Annotated in this window: 22 protein-coding genes; 10 read left to right on the plus strand and 12 right to left on the minus strand. The window is 70.1% G+C overall.

What is annotated here, in order from left to right; genetic code table 11:
- Positions 1–54: 54 nt before the first annotated feature.
- On the plus strand, positions 55–714 hold the full coding sequence (locus ACSHWB_RS43855) for a type 1 glutamine amidotransferase domain-containing protein (protein WP_439659248.1): 660 nt from the start codon (positions 55–57) through the stop codon (positions 712–714).
- Here ACSHWB_RS43855 and ACSHWB_RS43860 read toward each other — a convergent pair.
- Genes ACSHWB_RS43860 through ACSHWB_RS43870 form a run of 3 tightly spaced genes read right to left on the minus strand, consistent with a single transcriptional unit; the run spans position 711 to position 4,162 of the window.
- Positions 711–2,210, minus strand: a complete 1,500-nt coding sequence (locus tag ACSHWB_RS43860) for a nucleotidyl transferase AbiEii/AbiGii toxin family protein (RefSeq protein WP_439659249.1) — start codon at positions 2,208–2,210, stop codon at positions 711–713. The two genes, ACSHWB_RS43855 and ACSHWB_RS43860, sit on opposite strands and share 4 nt — an antisense overlap.
- A 12-nt stretch (positions 2,211–2,222) precedes the next feature.
- Positions 2,223–3,560: a DUF6297 family protein gene (locus ACSHWB_RS43865; protein ID WP_439659250.1), complete on the minus strand. Its 1,338-nt coding sequence runs from the start codon at positions 3,558–3,560 to the stop codon at positions 2,223–2,225.
- On the minus strand, positions 3,557–4,162 hold the full coding sequence (locus tag ACSHWB_RS43870; RefSeq protein WP_439659251.1) for an ABC transporter ATP-binding protein: 606 nt from the start codon (positions 4,160–4,162) through the stop codon (positions 3,557–3,559). The genes ACSHWB_RS43865 and ACSHWB_RS43870 overlap by 4 nt, the downstream gene beginning before the upstream one ends.
- A gap of 89 nt (positions 4,163–4,251) precedes the next feature.
- Between ACSHWB_RS43870 and ACSHWB_RS43875 the strand changes: the two genes are divergently transcribed.
- The 3 genes from ACSHWB_RS43875 to ACSHWB_RS43885 are packed head-to-tail and all read left to right on the plus strand — an operon-like array spanning position 4,252 to position 6,510.
- Positions 4,252–5,409 carry an LLM class flavin-dependent oxidoreductase gene (locus ACSHWB_RS43875; RefSeq protein WP_439659252.1) on the plus strand — a complete coding sequence of 386 codons (1,158 nt, stop codon included), beginning with the start codon at positions 4,252–4,254 and terminating at the stop codon, positions 5,407–5,409.
- Positions 5,410–5,419: 10 nt separating this feature from the next.
- Positions 5,420–5,842, plus strand: coding sequence for a MarR family winged helix-turn-helix transcriptional regulator (locus ACSHWB_RS43880; RefSeq protein ID WP_439659253.1), 423 nt, complete (start codon positions 5,420–5,422; stop codon positions 5,840–5,842).
- The gene (locus ACSHWB_RS43885; protein ID WP_439659254.1) at positions 5,842–6,510 is read left to right on the plus strand and encodes a CE1759 family FMN reductase; all 669 of its coding nucleotides are present in this window, start codon (positions 5,842–5,844) and stop codon (positions 6,508–6,510) included. Before ACSHWB_RS43880 ends, ACSHWB_RS43885 begins: the two co-directional genes overlap by 1 nt.
- Here ACSHWB_RS43885 and ACSHWB_RS43890 read toward each other — a convergent pair.
- Positions 6,507–7,337, minus strand: a complete 831-nt coding sequence (locus ACSHWB_RS43890; protein ID WP_439659255.1) for an SDR family NAD(P)-dependent oxidoreductase — start codon at positions 7,335–7,337, stop codon at positions 6,507–6,509. The two genes, ACSHWB_RS43885 and ACSHWB_RS43890, sit on opposite strands and share 4 nt — an antisense overlap.
- Before the next feature lie 57 nt (positions 7,338–7,394).
- Between ACSHWB_RS43890 and ACSHWB_RS43895 the strand changes: the two genes are divergently transcribed.
- Together ACSHWB_RS43895 and ACSHWB_RS43900 are read left to right on the plus strand one after the other, a co-directional pair.
- A complete protein-coding gene (locus ACSHWB_RS43895) occupies positions 7,395–8,051 on the plus strand; it encodes a TetR/AcrR family transcriptional regulator (RefSeq protein ID WP_439659256.1) in 657 nt (218 codons plus the stop codon).
- Between the two features lie 61 nt (positions 8,052–8,112).
- Entirely contained in the window at positions 8,113–8,475 is a 363-nt protein-coding gene (locus ACSHWB_RS43900; RefSeq protein ID WP_439659257.1) for a VOC family protein, read from the plus strand.
- Positions 8,476–8,478: 3 nt separating this feature from the next.
- Here ACSHWB_RS43900 and ACSHWB_RS43905 read toward each other — a convergent pair whose 3' ends face one another.
- Genes ACSHWB_RS43905 through ACSHWB_RS43915 form a run of 3 tightly spaced genes read right to left on the minus strand, consistent with a single transcriptional unit; the run spans position 8,479 to position 10,924 of the window.
- Positions 8,479–9,222 carry an ABC transporter permease gene (locus ACSHWB_RS43905; protein WP_439659258.1) on the minus strand — a complete coding sequence of 248 codons (744 nt, stop codon included), beginning with the start codon at positions 9,220–9,222 and terminating at the stop codon, positions 8,479–8,481.
- On the minus strand, positions 9,219–9,941 hold the full coding sequence (locus ACSHWB_RS43910; protein ID WP_439659259.1) for an ABC transporter ATP-binding protein: 723 nt from the start codon (positions 9,939–9,941) through the stop codon (positions 9,219–9,221). The genes ACSHWB_RS43905 and ACSHWB_RS43910 overlap by 4 nt, the downstream gene beginning before the upstream one ends.
- Complete coding sequence (locus tag ACSHWB_RS43915) at positions 9,938–10,924, minus strand: ABC transporter substrate-binding protein (RefSeq protein WP_439659260.1); 987 nt, start codon at positions 10,922–10,924, stop codon at positions 9,938–9,940. The genes ACSHWB_RS43910 and ACSHWB_RS43915 overlap by 4 nt, the downstream gene beginning before the upstream one ends.
- A gap of 54 nt (positions 10,925–10,978) precedes the next feature.
- Between ACSHWB_RS43915 and ACSHWB_RS43920 the strand changes: the two genes are divergently transcribed.
- Together ACSHWB_RS43920 and ACSHWB_RS43925 are read left to right on the plus strand one after the other, a co-directional pair.
- Positions 10,979–12,481 (plus strand): FAD-dependent monooxygenase, encoded by a 1,503-nt coding sequence (locus ACSHWB_RS43920; protein ID WP_439659261.1) that lies wholly within the window; start codon positions 10,979–10,981, stop codon positions 12,479–12,481.
- Positions 12,471–13,001 (plus strand): hypothetical protein, encoded by a 531-nt coding sequence (locus tag ACSHWB_RS43925; RefSeq protein ID WP_439659262.1) that lies wholly within the window; start codon positions 12,471–12,473, stop codon positions 12,999–13,001. The genes ACSHWB_RS43920 and ACSHWB_RS43925 overlap by 11 nt, the downstream gene beginning before the upstream one ends.
- Here the strand turns inward: ACSHWB_RS43925 and ACSHWB_RS43930 are convergent.
- Entirely contained in the window at positions 12,986–13,360 is a 375-nt protein-coding gene (locus tag ACSHWB_RS43930; protein ID WP_439659263.1) for a YciI family protein, read from the minus strand. The genes ACSHWB_RS43925 and ACSHWB_RS43930 overlap by 16 nt on opposite strands.
- Positions 13,361–13,453: 93 nt before the next feature.
- On the opposite strand from ACSHWB_RS43930, the gene ACSHWB_RS43935 reads away from it, so the two are divergent.
- Positions 13,454–13,864 carry a hypothetical protein gene (locus tag ACSHWB_RS43935; protein ID WP_439659264.1) on the plus strand — a complete coding sequence of 137 codons (411 nt, stop codon included), beginning with the start codon at positions 13,454–13,456 and terminating at the stop codon, positions 13,862–13,864.
- 56 nt (positions 13,865–13,920) lie between these two features.
- Here the strand turns inward: ACSHWB_RS43935 and ACSHWB_RS43940 are convergent, their stop codons facing one another.
- The 4 genes from ACSHWB_RS43940 to ACSHWB_RS43955 are packed head-to-tail and all read right to left on the minus strand — an operon-like array spanning position 13,921 to position 16,887.
- Positions 13,921–15,630 (minus strand): GMC family oxidoreductase, encoded by a 1,710-nt coding sequence (locus ACSHWB_RS43940; RefSeq protein WP_439659265.1) that lies wholly within the window; start codon positions 15,628–15,630, stop codon positions 13,921–13,923.
- Positions 15,627–15,905 (minus strand): hypothetical protein, encoded by a 279-nt coding sequence (locus tag ACSHWB_RS43945; protein WP_439659266.1) that lies wholly within the window; start codon positions 15,903–15,905, stop codon positions 15,627–15,629. Before ACSHWB_RS43945 ends, ACSHWB_RS43940 begins: the two co-directional genes overlap by 4 nt.
- A gap of 51 nt (positions 15,906–15,956) precedes the next feature.
- A complete protein-coding gene (locus ACSHWB_RS43950; RefSeq protein WP_439659267.1) occupies positions 15,957–16,289 on the minus strand; it encodes a putative quinol monooxygenase in 333 nt (110 codons plus the stop codon).
- Positions 16,290–16,320: 31 nt separating this feature from the next.
- Positions 16,321–16,887: a DUF6928 family protein gene (locus ACSHWB_RS43955; RefSeq protein WP_439659268.1), complete on the minus strand. Its 567-nt coding sequence runs from the start codon at positions 16,885–16,887 to the stop codon at positions 16,321–16,323.
- A gap of 57 nt (positions 16,888–16,944) precedes the next feature.
- Between ACSHWB_RS43955 and ACSHWB_RS43960 the strand changes: the two genes are divergently transcribed.
- A complete protein-coding gene (locus tag ACSHWB_RS43960; protein WP_439659269.1) occupies positions 16,945–18,909 on the plus strand; it encodes an MDR family MFS transporter in 1,965 nt (654 codons plus the stop codon).
- Positions 18,910–19,003: the final 94 nt, after the last annotated feature.

The following is a 19,003-nucleotide window of genomic DNA, read 5'->3' on the forward strand; positions in this document are numbered from 1 at the left end:
GACAGCTTATAGCTCGATCGTCACATTCTGCGGATCTGTGATGTCCTGGGGCACATGAAGAAGCTACTGATGGTCGTGACCGGCGCCGACTCGCTGACGCTGGCGGACGGGTCGAGCCACCCCACCGGGTTCTGGGCCGAGGAGGTCGTGGAGTCCGTGCGCGTGCTGCGGGAGGCCGGCGTCGAGGTCACCGTGGCGACGCCGGGCGGTGTCGTGCCGACCGTGGACAAGGGGAGCCTCGACGGCAGGTTCGACGATGTCGTCGCAACGTCGGAGGACCTGCACGCACCGGCCGTGCTCGCGGAGATGAAGTCGTCCGACTTCGACGCGATCTACCTGCCGGGCGGACACGGTCCGATGGCGGACCTGGCCTTCGACGCGACGCTGGGCACGTTGCTGGCGGAGTTCCACGACGACGGCAAGCTCGTCGCGGCGCTGTGCCACGGACCGGCCGGGCTGCTCGGCGCGGTCCGCGCGGACGGCACGTTCGTGTTCGCCGGCAAGGAGATGGCGGTGTTCAGCGACGAGGAGGAACGCCAGGGCGGCCTGAACGTCCCCTACTCCGTCGCCGGCCGGCTGGCCGAGCTCGGCGCGCGGCTCACGCCGGGTGAGCCGTGGTCGAGCACGGTGGTCGTGGACGGCAGGCTCGTGACGGGCCAGAACCCGCAGTCCACCGTGGCCACCGCCGAGCGCGTCGCGTCGCTGCTCGGTTAACGCAACGCGGCCGCGATCCGGTGCAGGAGAACGCGTTCGTCGGCCTTGGTCACCGGCAGCTCGGACGGCGCGTTGCCCCAGTCGGCGGCGCCGAGCTCCAGCACCGACTCCGGCCCGAACTCGTCCGCGCGGTGGCGCAGCTCGGGTCGGACGAGCTCGCGCACCAGCGCGAGGTCCGCGGTGGTGTGCTCGGCGAGCAACGCGGCGTCGTAGAGGTCCTTGGCCTGGGGCCACATGTCGGTCGCGAGCCACTGGACCTTCCACGCGAGTGAGAGCTCCTGGCTCGCGGCGAGCAGGGTCGTGCCGGCGATCTCCACTGGCTCCGGCGCGATCGGCAGTTCCTCGTTGAACACCAGGTCGATCTGGATCGCACCGCCGGGGAGCCCCTCGACCTCGAACGGGAACACGATCCGCAGGCCGGGGACCCGTTCGTAGGTCCAGATGGGCTCGACGACGGACGGCCCGACCGCCGCCCTGAGGTCGGCGACGAGCTGGTTCGCCCGCGGGCCTTCGAACGTGATGGCCCGCGGCGTCACCACGAAGTCGAGGTCGCCGGGCTCGCGCGCGGCGTCCCCGAACCACTCGCGCATCAACGTGCTGCCGCGCAGCACCAGGTTCTCGGACCAGTCGGACTCGCCGATGATCCGCAGCGCCCGCGCCATGGCCTCCCGGCGCGCACCGAGCCACCGCGCGCCGTCGGCGGCGTCCCCGAACTTCGGGTCGCCGCCGCGGAAGGCGTGGTCGTGGTGCTTGAGCGCCGGGTCGAACACCGCGCGCTGCCGGATGTCCTGACTCGGCTTGACCACGAGCGGCCGGTAGGTGGAGGGGAACCCCTTCTCCCCGGCGGGCGCCTGCCGGAGCCGTTCGTCGTGGCTGCGGTGCCAGTTGTACTCGCCGTGGATCCAGCCGTTGTCGAGGTGCAGCGCGTCGTCCTCGACGACGTACTCCTCCTCGACCTCCAGCACCTCGAACTCCCGCAGGTCGTGCAGGAGTTCGCCGAGCTTCCGCTTGGCCGTGGCCCGCCCGGCACCGAAGCACCGCTGCGTGACGAACCGCTCCTCGGTGCCGTCGTCACGGGTGCGCCGCGCGTTGCGGGAGATGTGGGCCTCGTGCGGCTTGACCGCCTCGAAGAGACCGCTGCTCCACTCGCGCCATTCCCCTTTCAGCTGCAGCTTCACATGGTGCTCGAAGTACAGCGCGGGATCGGCCTCGTCGTCCTCCTGCGGCACACCTTCGTTCCACGGCGCCGCCTCGATCTTCACGCGCACCACGAACAACTCGGCCGCGAGCAGCCTCTTGCGCCATCCCTCGGCGACCGCACGCACCTCGTCCACCGTGCCCCTGGCGCCGATGGTCAGCATCGGCTGCGACGGCACATCCCCCCGGTGCAGCTCGATGTGGCTGAACTTGAGCCCGTGCTCCCGCGCGAACGCCGCCAGCTCGCCGACCTGCCACTCCGAGCCGGTCAGATGCAGCTCGAACTCACCCGCGTACACGTTCTCCCCCTCCTACAACGACATCTGCACCACCCCGAGCACCGCGAGCAACGCAGGACCGCGGCTGAACTGCACGATCAGCCCCAGCGGCGTAGGCCCGAAAAGCCCGAAGTCGATGATCGCGGCACCGTAGTCGACCGGCGGACGGGTGGCGATCCGATATACGACGGCCACCGCCCCCACCGTCGAGATCAGTCCGTTCAGGACGGACACGTGCGGCGTGAACGCCGTGGTGACAGCGGACCACAGCACGGCGCCGGCCGCGGGGAACACCAGGTGCGCCAGCTTGAGCTGAAGGTCGGGAAGGCCCAGCGCCCTGCGCATCGCCGGGGACCGGCACACGAACTTCAGCCCCGCGGCCAGCCGGTCGGTGGCCAGGAACGCGGCCACGAGGTGGACGGCCGGGACGATGCCGGTCTCACCGCCCAGGGCCACGAGAGCGGGGACGGGCAGGAGCGCCAGCCAGACCAGGACGGCGTTGGGGGTGCGGCGCAGGCGGAGGGCGTCGATCCAGGCGAGGGCGGCGATGCGGGAGAGCAGGTTCGCGGTTCGGTGCTCCGGCGTGACCCGTCCCAGCCGGGCCGACGAGACCCGTCCCAGGACGCGGGCCCGGCGTTCGGCGAGGACCGCCCCGAGGAGCGCGAGGTCGAACCAGCTCACCGACACCCGCGTCACACCGGCCAGCGCCGCGCCTGCCGCGAGTTCGGACCGCCGGAGGTGCCGCACCGAGCCGGCGGCCACCAGTCCCAGGCCGATCGCCACCACCCAGGCGGCCCAGATCACGGCGGGTGCCACGACCGGCACCCCGAACCAGCCGGGAGGCACCAGCAACGCCCCCACCGACAGCGCGACCAGCCCGCTCAGCCACCCCTGCCACCGCACCCGAGCCCGTTGCAACACCACGGCCCCGGCCACCAGCGCCACCCCGGCAGCAGCCCCGAACCCCATTGCCACCGGCGCGGGAACGACAGCCCCCACGATCCCGAACACCACAGCGGGCCACACGCCACCCACCGCAGCGCCGACCGCGAGCAGCCCGAAGAACCGCGGCCGCAGCAACACCCCACGCGACACCGGCGAGCTCAGCACCCAGAACATCCGGTCCCCGCCGGCGAAAACCGGTCCGAACGCCAGCGACACCTTCATCAGCACGGCGGCGCCCACGACCGACAGCCAGAGCGCGCTCCAGCCGTTGCCCTCCTGCGGAACCTTCGTCAGTCCCGCGTACGCCCATCCCCACCCGACCAGTCCGATGATCGAGAAGACGACGAGCCGCGAGTACAGCCGGGCGACCTGGAACCGCCACGGCACCGGTGTCCGCAACCGGCGCCCGACGGCGAACACGGTCACAGCGCGACGGTCCGGCACGCCACCGCCTCCACCAGCTCGTGGTCGTGCGACGCGAACACCACGGCCACCCCGGCGGCCTTCTCCTCCAGCAGGCGGGAACGCAGCCAGGAACGGCCGGCCACGTCGAGACGCTGTTCCGGTTCGTCCAGCACGAGCACCGAGCGAGGCCGCACGAAGCACGACGCCAGTCCCAGCCGGTGCCGCTGGCCCGAGGACAACGTCGGCGGCAGCTGGTCCGCCACGGACGACAGGCCGACCTCCGCCATCACCTTCGCGACATCCACAACAGACGCGTGCAGCCACGCCAGCAACCGCAGGTGTTCCACCACGGACACGTCCGGGAAGTAGTCGGCGTCGTCCAGCAGCGACGCGACGGCGGCCCGGAACGCGCCGGACGACTCGTCCAGCGGGGCGCCCTCGAAGAGCACGCTGCCCGAGTCCAGCACCTCGGCCCCGACCAGGCAGCGGAGCAGCGTGGACTTGCCCGAGCCGTTCGCGCCCACGACGGCGACGGCCTCGCCCGGCTCGACCACAAACGACAGACCTGCGAAAACGGGGACTCCACCGTAGCCGAAGCCGGCGTCCCCCACGCCGAGCGACATGAGATCAGGGTAGTGGGAATAGTCCGGGCACCCAGGCGTTAGAGTAGATGCAAACGCATAAGTCACTAAGATTGAAGGAGGCGGGTGCCGTGCAGTTCGGAATCTTCTCGGTGAGCGACATCACCAGGGACCCGGTGAGCGGCGAGACCCCGAGCGAGGCCGAGCGGATCGACGCGATCGTGCAGATCGCGGAGAAGGCCGAGGAGGTCGGGCTCGACGTGTTCGCGATCGGCGAGCACCACAACCCGCCGTTCTTCTCCTCCGCGCCCACCACGCTGCTCAGCCACATCGCGGCCAAGACCGAGAAGCTGATCGTCAGCACCGCGACGACGCTGATCACCACGAACGACCCGGTGCGCATCGCCGAGGAGTACGCGATGCTGCAGCACCTGTCGAAGGGCCGCATGGACCTCATGCTGGGCCGCGGCAACACCGCGCCGGTCTACCCGTGGTTCGGCGCCGACATCCGGCAGAGCCTGCCGCTGGCGCTCGAGAACTACAACCTGCTGCACCGGTTGTGGCGCGAGGACGTCGTGGACTGGGAAGGGAAGTTCCGCACCCCGTTGCAGGGCTTCACCTCCACGCCGCGTCCGCTGGACGACCTGCCGCCGTTCGTGTGGCATGGGTCGATCCGCACGCCCGAGATCGCCGAGCAGGCCGCGTTCTACGGCGACGGGTTCTTCGCGAACAACATCTTCTGGCCGAAAGAGCACTACATGCGGCTGATCAAGTTCTACCGCCAGCGGTACGCGCACTACGGCCACGGCACGGAGAAGCAGGCCATCGTCGGCCTGGGCGGTCAGGCGTACATCGCGAAGCGGTCGCAGGACGCGCTCAAGGAGTTCCGCCCGTACTTCAACGAGGCTCCCGTCTACGGCCACGGGCCGCGGATGGAGGACTTCATGGACCAGACGCCGCTGTCGGTCGGCAGCCCGCAGGAGGTCATCGACAAGACGCTGACGTTCCGCGAGCACTTCGGCGACTACCAGCGCCAGATGTTCCTGATGGACCACGCCGGCCTGCCGCTCAAGATGGTGCTCAACCAGCTCGACCTGCTGGGCGAGGAGGTCGTTCCGGTGCTGCGCAAGGAGATGGAGGCGCGGCAGGACCCCGAGACCGCCAAGCCGCCGACGCACGCCGGGCGCGTCAAGGACAAGTACGGCGACGGACCGGTCCGCCAGCCGAAGCCGAACGCCAACCGGGGTGACAACGTCACGGGTGGCTCGCCCTACCAGGACTCCGAGTGAGGAACGAACGGTGACTCGGGCCAACGAGGCGTGGGAGTCCCTGATGAAGGCGTACGCCGTGTTGATGAAGCAGTTCAACGCGGAGGACGTCTGGGGCGACCTGACCATGCGGGAGTACGACGTGCTGTACCAGCTGTCCAAGTGCGACAGTCCACTCAGGATGAGTGAGCTGAACCGCCACGTGCTGCTGAGCCAGCCTGCCCTGTCCCGCATGGTCGAGCGCCTGGTCGAACGCGGTCTGATCGAGCGCCGCCCCGATCCCGGTGACCGCAGGGGTGTGCGCCTGACGCTCACCCCCGCGGGCCGGGAGACCCAGCGGGCGATCGGCAGCCCGCACGCACGCAGCGTCACGCGCGCACTGAGCGTGCTGACGCCGGAAGAACTCGAACAGCTCGCCGTGATCACCGGCAAGCTCAGCCAGAGCGAGGAGTAATGGGCCAGAACTTCCAGCTGGTGGTGGTGTCCGCCGGCACGAGCGACCCGTCGTCCACCCGTCTGCTCGCCGACCGCGTCGCCGGACGGGTGACCACGCTCGCCGGCAAGCGGGCGCAGACCGTCGGCACGTCGGTGATCGAACTGCGCGAGCTCGCCTCCGAGATCGCGAACGCCCTGGTGTCCAACCACATCGGGCCGAAGCTGCAGAAGGCGATCTCGACCCTGCAGCACGCGGACGGCATCGTCGCGAGCACCCCCGTCTACAAGGCGGGCGCGAGCGGCCTGTTCACGTCGTTCTTCCAGATCCTCGACAACGACCTGCTGATCGCGAAGCCCGTCGTGCTCGCCGCGACCGCCGGCACCGCCCGGCACGCGCTCGTGGTCGACGACCAGATGCGCGGGCTGTTCGCCTACCTGCGCACGGTCGTGGTGCCGACGGCGTTGTTCGCCTCGACCGAGGACTGGCAGGACAACGGCCTCAACAAGCGCATCGACCGCGCGGCACTCGAACTGGTGGCGCTCATGACGTCGGGCTTCGAGAAGACCGTGCGCGACGAGTCGTGGGGCAGCTACCAGCACGAGTACGGCAGCGCGGGCGGCACGGAGCTGACGATCGACCTCGACTCCGACCTGATGCGCCTCGCCGCCGGTGGCGGAGCGAACTAGAAATCCGCGCTGCGCGAGAGCTTCTCGTTCTCGCGCAGCTCCACCAGCGCGTTCTCGTGCATGGCGACCACGGTGTCGTACCCGAAATTGCCGAGCACGATCCGCTGCGGCGCAACGGGTGCGTTCATCGCACTGATCACCGCCTGCACGCCGCGCACCGGGTCACCCGCCTGCTTGCCGTTCTGGTCCACGAACGCCGCCTTGACGCCCTCGACCAGCGGCAGGTAGGCGTCGACGGTCTCGTTGACAGGCTCGGCCTCGAAGCTCGCATAGGCCTTGGTGCGGAACCCTCCCGGCTCCACGAGGAGCACGCGCACCCCGAACGGCTCGACCTCGTCGCGCAGTGTCTCCGACAGCCCTTCGAGAGCGAACTTCGCCGCCGAGTAGTAGCCGAACCCCGGCGCTCCGACGAGGCCCGCCACCGACGACATGTTCACGATCCAGCCGTCGCCGCGCGCCCGCATACCCGGCAGGGCCGCGCGGATCACGTCGACCACGGCGAACAGGTTGAGGTCGAACGTGCGGCGGATCGTCTCGTCAGGGGCCCCCTCGACGGAGCCGAACCAGCCGCGGCCCGCGTTGTTGACGAGCACGTCGATCCCACCGAACCGCTCCTCCGCCGTCTTGACCGCCGCCCGCACCTGATCCGCATCGGTCACGTCGAGTTGGAGAAGCACCACGCGGTCGCCGTACTCCTCAGCCCACTCCTGGAGCTCGGACGGCCGACGCGCGGTCAGGACCACTTGATCACCCTGGTGCAGCGCGGCCTCGGCGTAGGTCTGACCGAATCCTCCAGGTGTCCCACCAGTGATGAACCAGGTCTTCATGGACTTCTCCCTTCGCTATAGCGCTCAATGTAGCGCTACATGAGCTACTATAACCACATGCAGAACGCTCGGGACAGACTCCTGCTCGCCGCGGCGGAGTTGCTCGAGGGCGGCGGCACGCTGTCCACGAGGGCCGTGTGCGAACGCGCCGGCGTGCAGGCACCGACGCTGTACCACCACTTCGGCAGCAAGCAGGGCCTGATCGACGCCGTGCTGAACCACGGCTTCACCCAGTACACGGCGGTCGAGAGCTCGGGAGACCCGCTCGGCGACCTGCGCGAGGGCTGGGACAAGCACGTGCGGTTCGGACTGGAGCACCCGTCGTTCTACGGGCTGCTCTACGGCCGCGCCGAGCCGGGAAAGCCTTGCGCCGTCACGGCTCCGGCGCACGCGGCGCTCCGGGAGCGGTTCACCGAGGCCGCCGCCCAAGGCAAGCTGAAGGTGCAGGCGGACGACGCCGCCGAGCAGGTGCTCGCCGCGAACGTCGGCGTCACGCTGACCCTGATCGCCCAGCCGGAGCCGGACTTCGCGCTGTCCGGACGCGTCCGCGAGGCGGCGCTGGCCGGCGTGCTGCACACCCCTGCCACCGATGCCGCCACGACCCGCGCGAGCACCGCGCTCACTCTGCGCGCCCTGGTCGCCGACGATCCGGCCGACCTCACGCCGGGCGAACGGGCGCTGCTCGGCGAGCTGCTGGACCGCTTGGCGCGCTAAATCGCTACGTCAGCGGCGGTGGTCGCCCCTACGGTGTTGGCCGTGGACGAAGGAGCGAACGTTGCCGGGTGCTGAACTGCGTGGCGTGACCCTGGACTGCGCCGACCCGCGGGAGCTGGCGGGCTTCTACGGTGCGCTGACCGGGATGCGCGAGCTCTTCAGCGCGGACGGGTTCGTCGCTCTGACGAACGGCTCCGGCTGTGACCTGGGATTCCAGCGGGTCGACGGCTACCGGGCCCCGCAGTGGCCAGGTCAGGACGTGCCACAACAGTTCCACCTGGATCTCCGCGCCGACGACCTCGACGCGACCGAGGAGTTGGCGCTGGGACTCGGCGCGACCAAGCCGGACCGCCAGCCCGGCGACGGACGCTGGCGGGTGCTCCTGGATCCGGCCGGCCACCCCTTCTGCCTGACGGCTTCCTGACTTTCACCGGCGTTCCTCCGACCAGGGCACCAGCTTGCGTTCGGCCCAGGTCAGGCCGTAGAAGAGCGCGACGCTGATGATCGCCAGCAGCGCCATCGCCGCGAACGCCAGCGAGGTGTCGGCGCTGCCGCCGGACACGGTGATCACGTAGCCCAGCCCGGCGTCGGCCCCGACGAACTCGCCGATCACCGCCCCGATGACCGCGAGCGTGATCGACACCTTCAACCCGACGAAGATCTGCGGCAGCGCGTGCCACAGGCGCAGCTTGAAGAACTCGTGCGTGCGGGTGGCGTCGAGCGACCGGAACAGCTCGACCAGCTCACCCGGCGTCGACTTCATGCCCGACGCCGTCGAGATGACGATCGGGAAGATGCACACCAGCACGACCATGAGCACCTTCGACGAGATGCCGAACCCGAACCACACCACCACGATCGGCGCGATGGCGACCTTCGGCACGGCGTTGAGCGCGACCAGCAGCGGGTAGAACATCCGCTCCAGCACGCTCGACCCGACGATCAGCAACGCCAGCGGCACACCGACCACCACGGACAGCGCGAAGCCGGACACGGCCTCCCACAACGTGATCAGCGCCTGTTCGAGCAGATAGCCCGGCAACTCCAGGAACGACGCGACGACGTCGGCCGGTGACGGGACGAGCAGCGGTTCGATCGCGAACACGATCGTCGCGAGCCACCACACACCGATGATCGCCAGCAGTCCCAGCACCGGCAGCGCGGCCTTCACGCGGTCACCAGAAGCCCGCGCAGCTCGCGGCTCACCTCGTCCAGCTCGACCTGGCCGAGCGCCCGCGGCCTCGCCAGATCCACGTCGACGATCCGGTGGATCCGGCCGGGCCGCGGGCTGAGCACGACGATGCGGTCGGCGAGCAGCACGGCCTCGTCGATGGAGTGCGTCACGAACACGACCGAGCGCGGCCGGGCGAGCTGAACCCGTTGCAGTTCCTCGGAAAGCTCGGTGCGGGTGATCGCGTCGAGCGCGGAGAACGGCTCGTCCATCAACATCACCCGCGGGCTCTGGATCAACGACCGGCACAGCGACACCCGCTGCTGCATGCCGCCGGACAGCTCGTGCGGCAGCCGTTTCTCGAACCCGCCGAGCCCGGCCAGCTCCAGCAGCTCGTGCGCGCGGTCCCGCTGGTCGCCCAGGCCGAAGACCTCGGCCGGCAGCAGGACGTTGGCCAGCACCGTCCGCCACGGCAGCAACGCCGGCCGCTGGAACATCACCGAGACGTCCCTGCGCGGCCTGGTGACCGGCGAACCGGCCACCAGGACCTGACCACGGGACGGGGTGAGCAGCCCGGCGACGAGCCGCAGCAGCGTGGACTTGCCGCAGCCCGACCGCCCGATCACCGCGACGAACTCGTGCTCGCCCACCTCCAGGTCGATGCCGTCGAGCGCGTGCACGCCGCCGAAGGAGTGCGAGACCCCGCTCAGGCTGATCACTTGGGCGAGATCCCGAAGGACACGAGGTCGTCCGGTTTCAACGATCCCTCCACCACGGCACCGGCCTCGACGAGCGTGCGGACGATCTTGTCGACCCGTGCCTCGGTGATCCCGCCGACCCGTCCGCCGTAGTCCGGCGGCCGGACGTACGGCGCCATCAGCCTGACCTCGGCACCGGCCACGCCCGCGTCCTGGGTGGGCTGGTACTTCTTGAGGATCGGGCCGACCTCGTCCGGGTGCTCGATCGAGTACTCCAGACCCTGCAGCAGCGCCGTCATGAACGTGCGCGCCAGCTCCGGCTTGTTCTGCACGACGTCCTTGGACGACACGAGAGCGTTGCCGTAGAGGTCGGGCACCAGGTCGCCGTACGGCAGCACCACCGCCTTCTTGCCCTTCGCCGCGGCCTCGATCAACGGCTTGCCGACGACGAACTGACCGATCCCGTCGACCTGCCCCGCCGCCAGCAGCTGCGGCAACGCGGGCGGGGCGGACGGCACGAACTGGACCTTCGCCGGATCGATGCCGGCGGCCTTGGCGTAGACGGGGAACATCACCTGGTTCGTCGAACCGGGCTGGTCACCGATCTTCTTGCCCTCCAGGTCGGCGGGCTTCGAGATCCCGCCGCCCTCCAGCGCGACGATCGCGGCCAGCGACCGTTGCTGGATCGCCGCCACCACGGTGACCGGCAGCTTCTCCTTGGCCATGGTGATCGCGGTGGCGGTGAAGTCGGCGACGCCGAACTGCGCCCGACCGGCCGAGACCAGCTTCAGGACGTCGACGCTGCCCGTGCCCGGCGTGATCGTGACGTCGAGACCGGCCTGCTCGAAGAACCCCTTCTCCTTGGCCACGTAGACGTAGGCGTCACGCCCGAACGTGCCGAACGACGTCAGGTAGTCGACCTTCTCCAGAGCCTTCTGCCCGGCCGGCGCCGCACAGGCCGTCACGGCGAGCACGACCAGCAGCGCTGAAAACGCTTTCCTCATGTTCCCTCCCCCGAAGGCACCCCTCATGGTCGAACATAGAGGCGGGGAGGGTCGATGAACACGTCCGATAGTCCGGTGGCCGTGATCGGCGCCGGCCCGATCGGCCTGATCACCGCGCTGGGGCTGGTCGCGCACGGCGTCCCGGTCGTCGTCTTCGAGGCGGGGACCGGGCTTTCGGCCGAGACCAGGGCCGGCACGATCCTGACGCGCACGCTGGAGGTGCTGGACCGCTACGACGCGCTGGGGCCGGTGCTGGAGGTGTCGCTGCGGCTCGACGAGATCGGCGAGCTGGACCGGGCGACCGGGAAGTCGACCGGGAGCGTGCTCACCTCCGCACTGGCCGATGAGACGCGGTTCCCGTTCGTCGTCAACGTTCCGCAGCACGAACTGGAACCGGTGCTCGCGTCGGCACTGCCACCCGGGACGGTGCGGATGGGCCACCGGCTAGTGGACTTCGCTCAGCACGAGGACGGCGTGACATTGCGACTGTCCACTCCGGACGGACTCGTCAGCTTCGAGGCCGCCTACGTGCTGGGCTGCGACGGCGGGCGTTCGACCGTGCGGGAACGGCTCGGCGCCACGGTCGAGGGCCACACCCTCGAACAGCGCTACATGCTGGTCGACCTGGTGTGCGACCTCGACGTGGCCAACCCGCGCGACTACCCGTACCTCGCCTACTTCGGCGACCGCGAGGAGTGGATGGTCCTCGTGCGGCAGCCGCACTGCTGGCGGTTCGTGTTCCCGCTGGCACCCGGTCGCGACGAGCCGGGGCCGGACGAGCTGCGGGACAAGGCGCGGCACTTCATCGGCGACGTCGACTCGCTGGAGGTGCTCGGCAGCAACGTCTACACCGTGCACCACCGCGTCGCGTCGTCGTGGCGGGACGGCCGGGTGTTCCTGCTGGGCGACGCGGCGCACCTGATCACGCCGATGTGGGCGCTGGGACTGAACACCGGCGTGCTCGACGCGTCCAACCTGCCGTGGCGCCTCGCGTGGGTGCTGCGCGGGTGGGCGTCGGAGGCGTTGCTGGACGGCTACGAGGCCGAGCAGAGACCGGTCGCCGTGCACGGTTCCGGCGCGATGGCGGAGGCCGCGCGTGCCGTGATGGACCGGCGCTCGGACTCCGTCGCCGGGTGGCGGGACGCGATGACGCGGACGTTGCTCGGCGTGCGGCTGGGCGCCGAGTGGTCGATGACGCGCTCCGGACCTCTGCGGGTCGGCGACCGAGCCCCGGACCTGCGGGTCTTCGGCCGCCGCGGTCCCGTTCACCTGCACGAGCTGTGCCGCGACTCGTTCGTCGCACTGCACCTCACCGACGCGCGCCGCCGGCCGTTCATCCCGGCTGACGGACCGCCCGGTCTGAGGCAGGTGGTCGTGAGCCGCTGGGACGCGCCGCACACCTGCTTCGATCCGGGCGACACGGTGCGCGAACGCTTCGGCGACGTCGTGGTCCTGCTGCGACCGGACGCGCACATCGCCCACATCGAACCGTGGACCGCCGAGTCGTGGCGGTCGGTCCAGGACCGCTATCTGCAGGAGGTGCGCCTTGCGAGGTGACGTCGTGGTGTCGCCGTCCGGCGAGGAGATCGTGCTCGTCGACGTCGGCCGGCGGGTGCTGCACGACGACCCGGTGGTCAGGGTGTGGGAGGTGACGCTCGAACCGGGCGAGACCCACCCGTGGCACCTGCACCACAACCCGTACGTCGTGCTCAGCGTCGACGGCTCTGAGGGCCGCATGGACTGGCTCGACGGCAGCGAGCCGCGGTTCATCTCCGAGCACCGCGGCGGCTTCGTGTACCGGCCCGTCTCACCCGTGCACCGGCTCACGAACATCGGCACGACCTTCTACCGCAACCGGCTGGTCGAGCTGAAGGACCTGGGCGAGAACCTCCCGGAGCCGCTCGAGATCCAGCCCGACGACGTCAACGTCCGCACGGTCGCGGACACGGCCCTGGACCTGGAGGGGCCGCACGTTCTCGTCGCACTGGACAGCGAGGACGTGCGGCTCCACCCAGGAGGACCGTGTCAGCTCGACGGCGAGTGGTTCGTCGTCGAACTGGCCTACTTGGCCAGGTAGGGCTCGATGTCCTCGAACTCGGTGACCCGCCGCACCTCGATCGACATCTCCTCGACACCCGCGAAACAGGTGATGTACGCCTCGGCGATGGCCGTCGCCTCGGCCAGATCCTCGGCCTTGACCAGCAGGAACCCGCCGACGACCTCCTTGGCCTCCGCGAACGGCCCGTCGGTCGACTTGATGGCCGCACCGCGCCTGCGCACCACCGCGCCCACCTTCAGCACACCCTCCCCACCGAGCATGACGCCGTCCGCGTTCAGCTTCTCCATGAACGCGTTCATCCGCTCGATGAGCTCGGGGTTCGGCTCCCACGAGGCGCTGTCGTCCTCGTGGACCCGGTGCATGAGCATGAACCGCATGTTCTCTCCTCGTTGTCGACTGGCGACCCGACGCCGCCACCCCTGCGTCGATCGACGTCACGGAGCTTTCGACATTTTCGCCAGGATGGCGAGGTGAGATTTTCGCGGTTCGTCGTCCCGCTGCTCTGCATGTGGCTGTTCGGCAACCTCTACGAGCAGATCGTGTGGAACCCGCAGCTGCTGGCGGACCCGCGGCCCGGCTCGCTCGTGGGCGTGTTCGCCGCAGGCAGCCCGGTCTACTACTACCTGCCGTGGGGACCGCTCGGCGTCGTCCTGGCCGTCGTCACGCGTGCGCCGCTGCCCGCGCTGGGCTGTCTCGCGGTCTCGGTGGTGATGAAGGTCCTGCTGATCACGCAGGTCAACCCGGTGTTCCGCGACCCGGCCGTCTCCCGTGAGGTCGTCCACGACAACGCCGTGCTCTGGGCTTTCGGCAACGGCGTCGTCGTGCTCACGGTCGCCGCCGCGATCCTGCTGGTCCAGCGAGCGCGGCGCAGCCCCGCGTAGCACCCCGGCCCCAGCCGCGTCGCGTTCACGAACAGCAGCACGTCCGTCGTCTCCAGCTACCCCTCTGCGGTCTCCTCGGCCTTCACCCGGTCGTGCGCGAGGTGCGCGGGCCGGCCCAGCTCGGCGCGGCGTGACACGAGGTGCTCCGCCGTGCGCAGGGCCAGCGCGGCCATCGTCAGCGACGGGTTGGACGTGCCGAGTGACGGCATGCTGCCGCACCCAACCGCGTACAGGTTCGGGTGGTCCCAGCAGCGTTGCCACTGGTCGACCACGGAGTCGCGCGGCGAGGCGCCCATGACGTGCGTGCCGCCGCCGTGCCCTGCGCCCCACCAGCGCATCGGCTCCCCCTCGTGCTCGAAGTACCTCTTGTCGTCCGGCTTGTACGAGGTGTGGTCCTCGGCGCCGAGGAGCTCGAAGATCCGGTCGCAGACCCGTTTCGCGGCCAGCAGGCCGTCCTTCACGTAGTCCGACAGTCCGTAGTGGATCGACGGGCGCGGGTTGCCCAGCGGGTCTTTGCGCGTGTGGTCGAGCGTGACGCGGTTCGTGGGGTCGGCTTCCTGCTCGACCTCGACCTGCAAGGCGAACTGCCTGCCGACGCGCTCCGCCACCGCCTCCCTCAGCGCCCTGCCGCGCAGGCCAGCCGCGACGAACGCGGCGGTGTCCGACGCGGGGCTGCCCGCCGCCCACTCCCAGCCCCAGTTGCCGATCTCGATGCGGAACGGCGCCCGCGCCGCGCGCTCGGGTCCGCCGCGGAACGTCTCGATGCCGGTCGTCGAACCCGGCCCGCGGAACGGCCCGATCGGGTGCGGCATCAGGGCCCACGTCAGCAGCGCGGGGTGGTCCATCAGGTTGCGGCCGACCTGGTCGCTGCTGTTCGCGAGCCCGGACATCAGCAGCAGCTTGGCGTTCTCGATGGCGTGCGCGGCGAGAACGACGACGTCCGCCTCTTCCTCGTGCCGGGTGTGTCTGCCGGACGTGTCGTCCTCGTAGCGCTGGTAGCCGACCTTGGTGATGCGCCCGAACTCGTCGGCGTGCACGCGGTTCACGACGCAACGCGTGCGCAGCTCCACGTTGGCGGACCACTGCTTCTGCGTCCGGTGTGGCGTGTACTTGGCGTTCTCCGGGCAGATCGGCACACAGCTCGCGTAACCGGTGCACCGGTGCCCGTCCAGCCGGTAGCCGTGGACCGGGATCCCGTTGCGCGCCTGGGGCGTGCCGACGACCAGCAGCTCGTGCCCGTCGACGCGTTCACCGTCCACAACGGACGCGACGGCGTGGTCGAGGTACGTGCGGGGCAGGGCGTGCATGGGATAGCGGTAGCCGTCCGCGACCGGAAGATGCTGCCGTTGCTCGTCGGCGTCGGCCGCGACCCCGATCTCCCACTCCGCCGCCCGGTAGCAGGGCTCCAGCTCGGCGTAGCCCACCGGCCAGTTCCGGCCGCGCCCGAAGTCGGCGGTGCGGAAGTCGTCGGGGCGCATCCTGGGCGTGATCCCCATCCAGGCGGTGCCGGTGCCACCGTTCATCCGCAGGTAGGGGCTCGCGTAGGCGAACGGCCCGGTGTTGACCAGGTACTCGCTCGACGGCGCGGCGGCGGTGCCCCGGTACGGCACGGACAGCGACTTGACGAGCGCCTGGCGGTACCTGTCCACGGCGTCGCCGTTGAGCTCGGCACCCGCCTCCAGCACGAGCACGCGGAACCCGTTGTCCCCCAGCACCTTCGCGATGAGCGAGCCGGCGAACCCCGCGCCGACGACCACGGCCCTCACCGGGCACCGCTCCTGGGTCTCTGCTCCCAGCTGCCGAACCCCGGCGCCAGGGTGCCGGGCGCGGCGACCCCGACGGCCTTCCACGCCAGGCCCTCGGCGTAGGCGCGCTCGTCCGGGATCACCCCGCGCCACTCCCCGGTGTACCAGAGCTGGATGATCTCGGCCTCTGAAGCGTCCTGGGCCAGCGCGCGGTAGGTCTCGACCAGTCCGGTCGACCTCAGCTCCTCCACCGAGAACCCGGTCAGTTCGGCGGACAACTCCACGAAGGCGTCCATGGCGCCATCCTCTGCGGAGGTCCCGCGTGCGCCAAACGATCCGGGCAAGGCTCACCCGCGTGGCGCAACCTCCATCTCCCCGAGCAGCGACCAGTCGTCCTGGTCCACCGTCTGGCTGACGATGCGCGGCGTCTCCGCGAGGTACTTCGGCAGTTCCATCTGGGCCTTCTTGAAGTGCTGCGACTGCACGTGCGCGCCGCCGGCGTCGCCGTCGCGGAACGCCTCGACCAGCACGTACTCGGTCGAGTCGTCGAGGCTGCGCGACCAGTCGAACCACAGGCAGCCGGGTTCGGCTCGGGTGGCCTCGGTGAAGCCCCTGCTGATCTCGGGCCACGCCTCTGCGTGCTCGGGCAGGACGCGGAACTTGGCGGTGATGAAGATCAAGACGGCCTCCTACGGGTGATCTCCCCCGACCCTATGACGGCTCGGTGAGCGGGACCAGCGAGGCGTCCGGCCCGGACGTCCCCCGCAGTGCGACCTCGGCGCGTTCGGCCTGGTCCGAACAGGTCACGCGGAAGCCGTGCAGCACAACGCCGGAAGGCGGGCGCGACACCGTGAAGCCGAACATCTCCAGCGCCACCGTCTCGGCGAACGAGGACTGGTCGTGCGACTCGGCGTTGTGCGACCGCAGCAGCGTGCCGTCCGCGGCCCACTCGGCGAACGCCGGCCGTCCCGAACCGGGGTGCTGGGCGAACACCGCCAGCGCGCGGTCCCCGGCGAACTCGAGCACCCGCTCCGGCACCGGCACGGTCGCCAGCTCCTGATCGCACACGATCGTGGCATCCGGCAGCACCGCCACGTACGCGAACCCGTCGGCCGGCCAGATCTCGTCCGCCAGCTCACCGTCCTCGACCGGCTCGACCGCGCAGCCCGGCCGCAACGCGCGGACCACCGGCTCCGCCGCCGAACGGTCCGGCGCGCCACTGCTCAGCACCGCCGCCCGCACGTCGCCGAACACCACCAGCGCGGCACCGACCCCCATCGTGTTCCTCCCCCTGCGAGCCGCCCCGACCTGCGCCATCATCCCCAGGTGCCCGAGATGATCGACACTCGCAGGCGGAACCTGGTCGTCGCGGCCGTCCTCCTCGCCATGCTGCTGGCCGCTCTCGACCAGACCATCGTGTCCACCGCGCTGCCCACGATGGTGGCCGACCTGGGTGGCGGCGCGCACCTGTCGTGGGTGGTGACGTCCTACCTGCTCGCCGAGACGATCATGACTGTGCTGATCGGCAAGTTCGGCGACCTCTACGGCCGCAAGAAGACGTTCGTCATCAGCGTCGCGCTGTTCCTGGTCGGGTCGTTCTTCGCGGGCTGGTCGGAGTCGATGACCACGCTCATCGCGTTCCGCGCGATCCAGGGCCTCGGCGCCGGCGGCCTGATGGTCACCTCGACGGCGATCATCGCGGACGTCGTGCCGCTCAAGGAACGCGGCAAGTTCCAGGGGTTCGCGGGTGCCGTGTTCGGCGTCGCGACGGTGGCGGGGCCGTTGCTCGGCGGGCTGTTCGTCGACCACCTGAGCTGGCGGTGGGCGTTCTACGTGAACATCCCGCTCGGCGTCGCGGTGGTGCTGGTGGCGCTCGCCGCGCTGCCCACGATCAGGACCGAGGGAAAGCCGAAGATCGACTACGCGGGCATCGCGCTGATCGCGCTGGCGGCGACCGGGCTGACGCTGGTCACGAGCTGGGGCGGCACCGAGTACGCCTGGACGTCGCCGACGATCCTGTGGATGGCGGCCGGGTCGGTCGTGCTGCTCGTGGCGTTCGTGTTCGTCGAGCAACGCGCCGCGGAGCCGATGCTGCCGATGAGGTTGTTCCGCAGCAGGGTGTTCACGGTGTCGGGCATCCTGAGCTTCGTCGTCGGGTTCGCGATGCTCGGCGGCATCACGTACCTGCCGATCTACCTGCAGTACGTGCGCGGCGAGTCGGCCACGGCGTCCGGCCTGTGGATGCTGCCGCTGATCGCCGGGCTGATGGCCACGGCGCTGCTCACCGGCAACACGATCAGCCGCACCGGCAAGTACCGGATCTTCCCGCTCGTCGGCTCCGTCGGGCTCACCATCGGCCTGTTCCTGCTGTCCCTCCTGGACGCCGGCACGAGCTACTGGGAGATGGGCGCGTTCATGATGGTGCTGGGCGCGGGCATCGGCCTGGTGATGCAGGTGCCGGTGATCGTCGTGCAGAGCACCACGAACTACACCGACCTCGGCGTCGCCACGTCCGGCATCAGCTTCCTGCGCACGATGGGCAGCTCGTTCGGCGTCGCGATCTTCGGCACGATCTACGCGAACCAGCTGCCGAAACACCTCGTGGTCCCGCCGGGCGTCGACCCGCGCGCCATCGCGAGCCCCGCCGCCGTCCACGCGCTGCCGGACGCGCTGAGGGCGCCGATCGTCGCCGGGTACGCCGAGACCGTGCAGATGATGTTCCTGATCGCCGCCCCGATCGGCCTGGTCGCGCTGGCGGTGGCGTTCTTCCTGCCGCAGGTCCAGCTGCGCGACACGTCCCGCGCCTCCGCGACCGGCAACAGCGGTGTGGGCGAGAGCTTCGCCGCGCCGCCGTCGAACTCCTACGACGAGCTGCGCAAGCTGGTCTCCACGGTGGTCGCGAAGTCGAACGAGGACCCGGGACTGGCCGTGCTGCACCGGTCCGGTGTCGGCCTGCCGCTCGAACAGGCGTGGCTGCTCAGCCGGGTCTACCGCGCGTCGAAGGACGACGGCGTCGCCACACTCGACGAGTTCGCGGAGATGACGAAGGTGCCCGGCGCCATCTTCGCCCCGACCGCGCAGGCGCTCGTGCGGTCGGGGCACCTGGCGTACAACGACGACGGCTACCGGTTCACGAACGAGGGCGCCGACGTGTTCGCCCAGCTCGTGCGGGCCTGGCGGCGCTGGCTGCTCGACCAGCTGGAGGACTGGCACGAGCCGGACCAGCGCGACTTCGCCCAGGCGCTCGACTCGTTCACCGACGAGCTGATCGAGAGCGGCCGTCAGATGAGCAAGGTCTAGTGGTGTGGCTCGCAACGTCGCCGGTGGAATTCGCGGTCAGACGGGTGCATCGTGGTGCCGCGAGGTGCCCTGCTGAGCGTGAATTACGCCGCCG

Origin of the sequence: Lentzea sp. HUAS TT2, from assembly GCF_051853195.1 — a bacterium.
Lineage (GTDB): Bacteria > Actinomycetota > Actinomycetes > Mycobacteriales > Pseudonocardiaceae > Lentzea.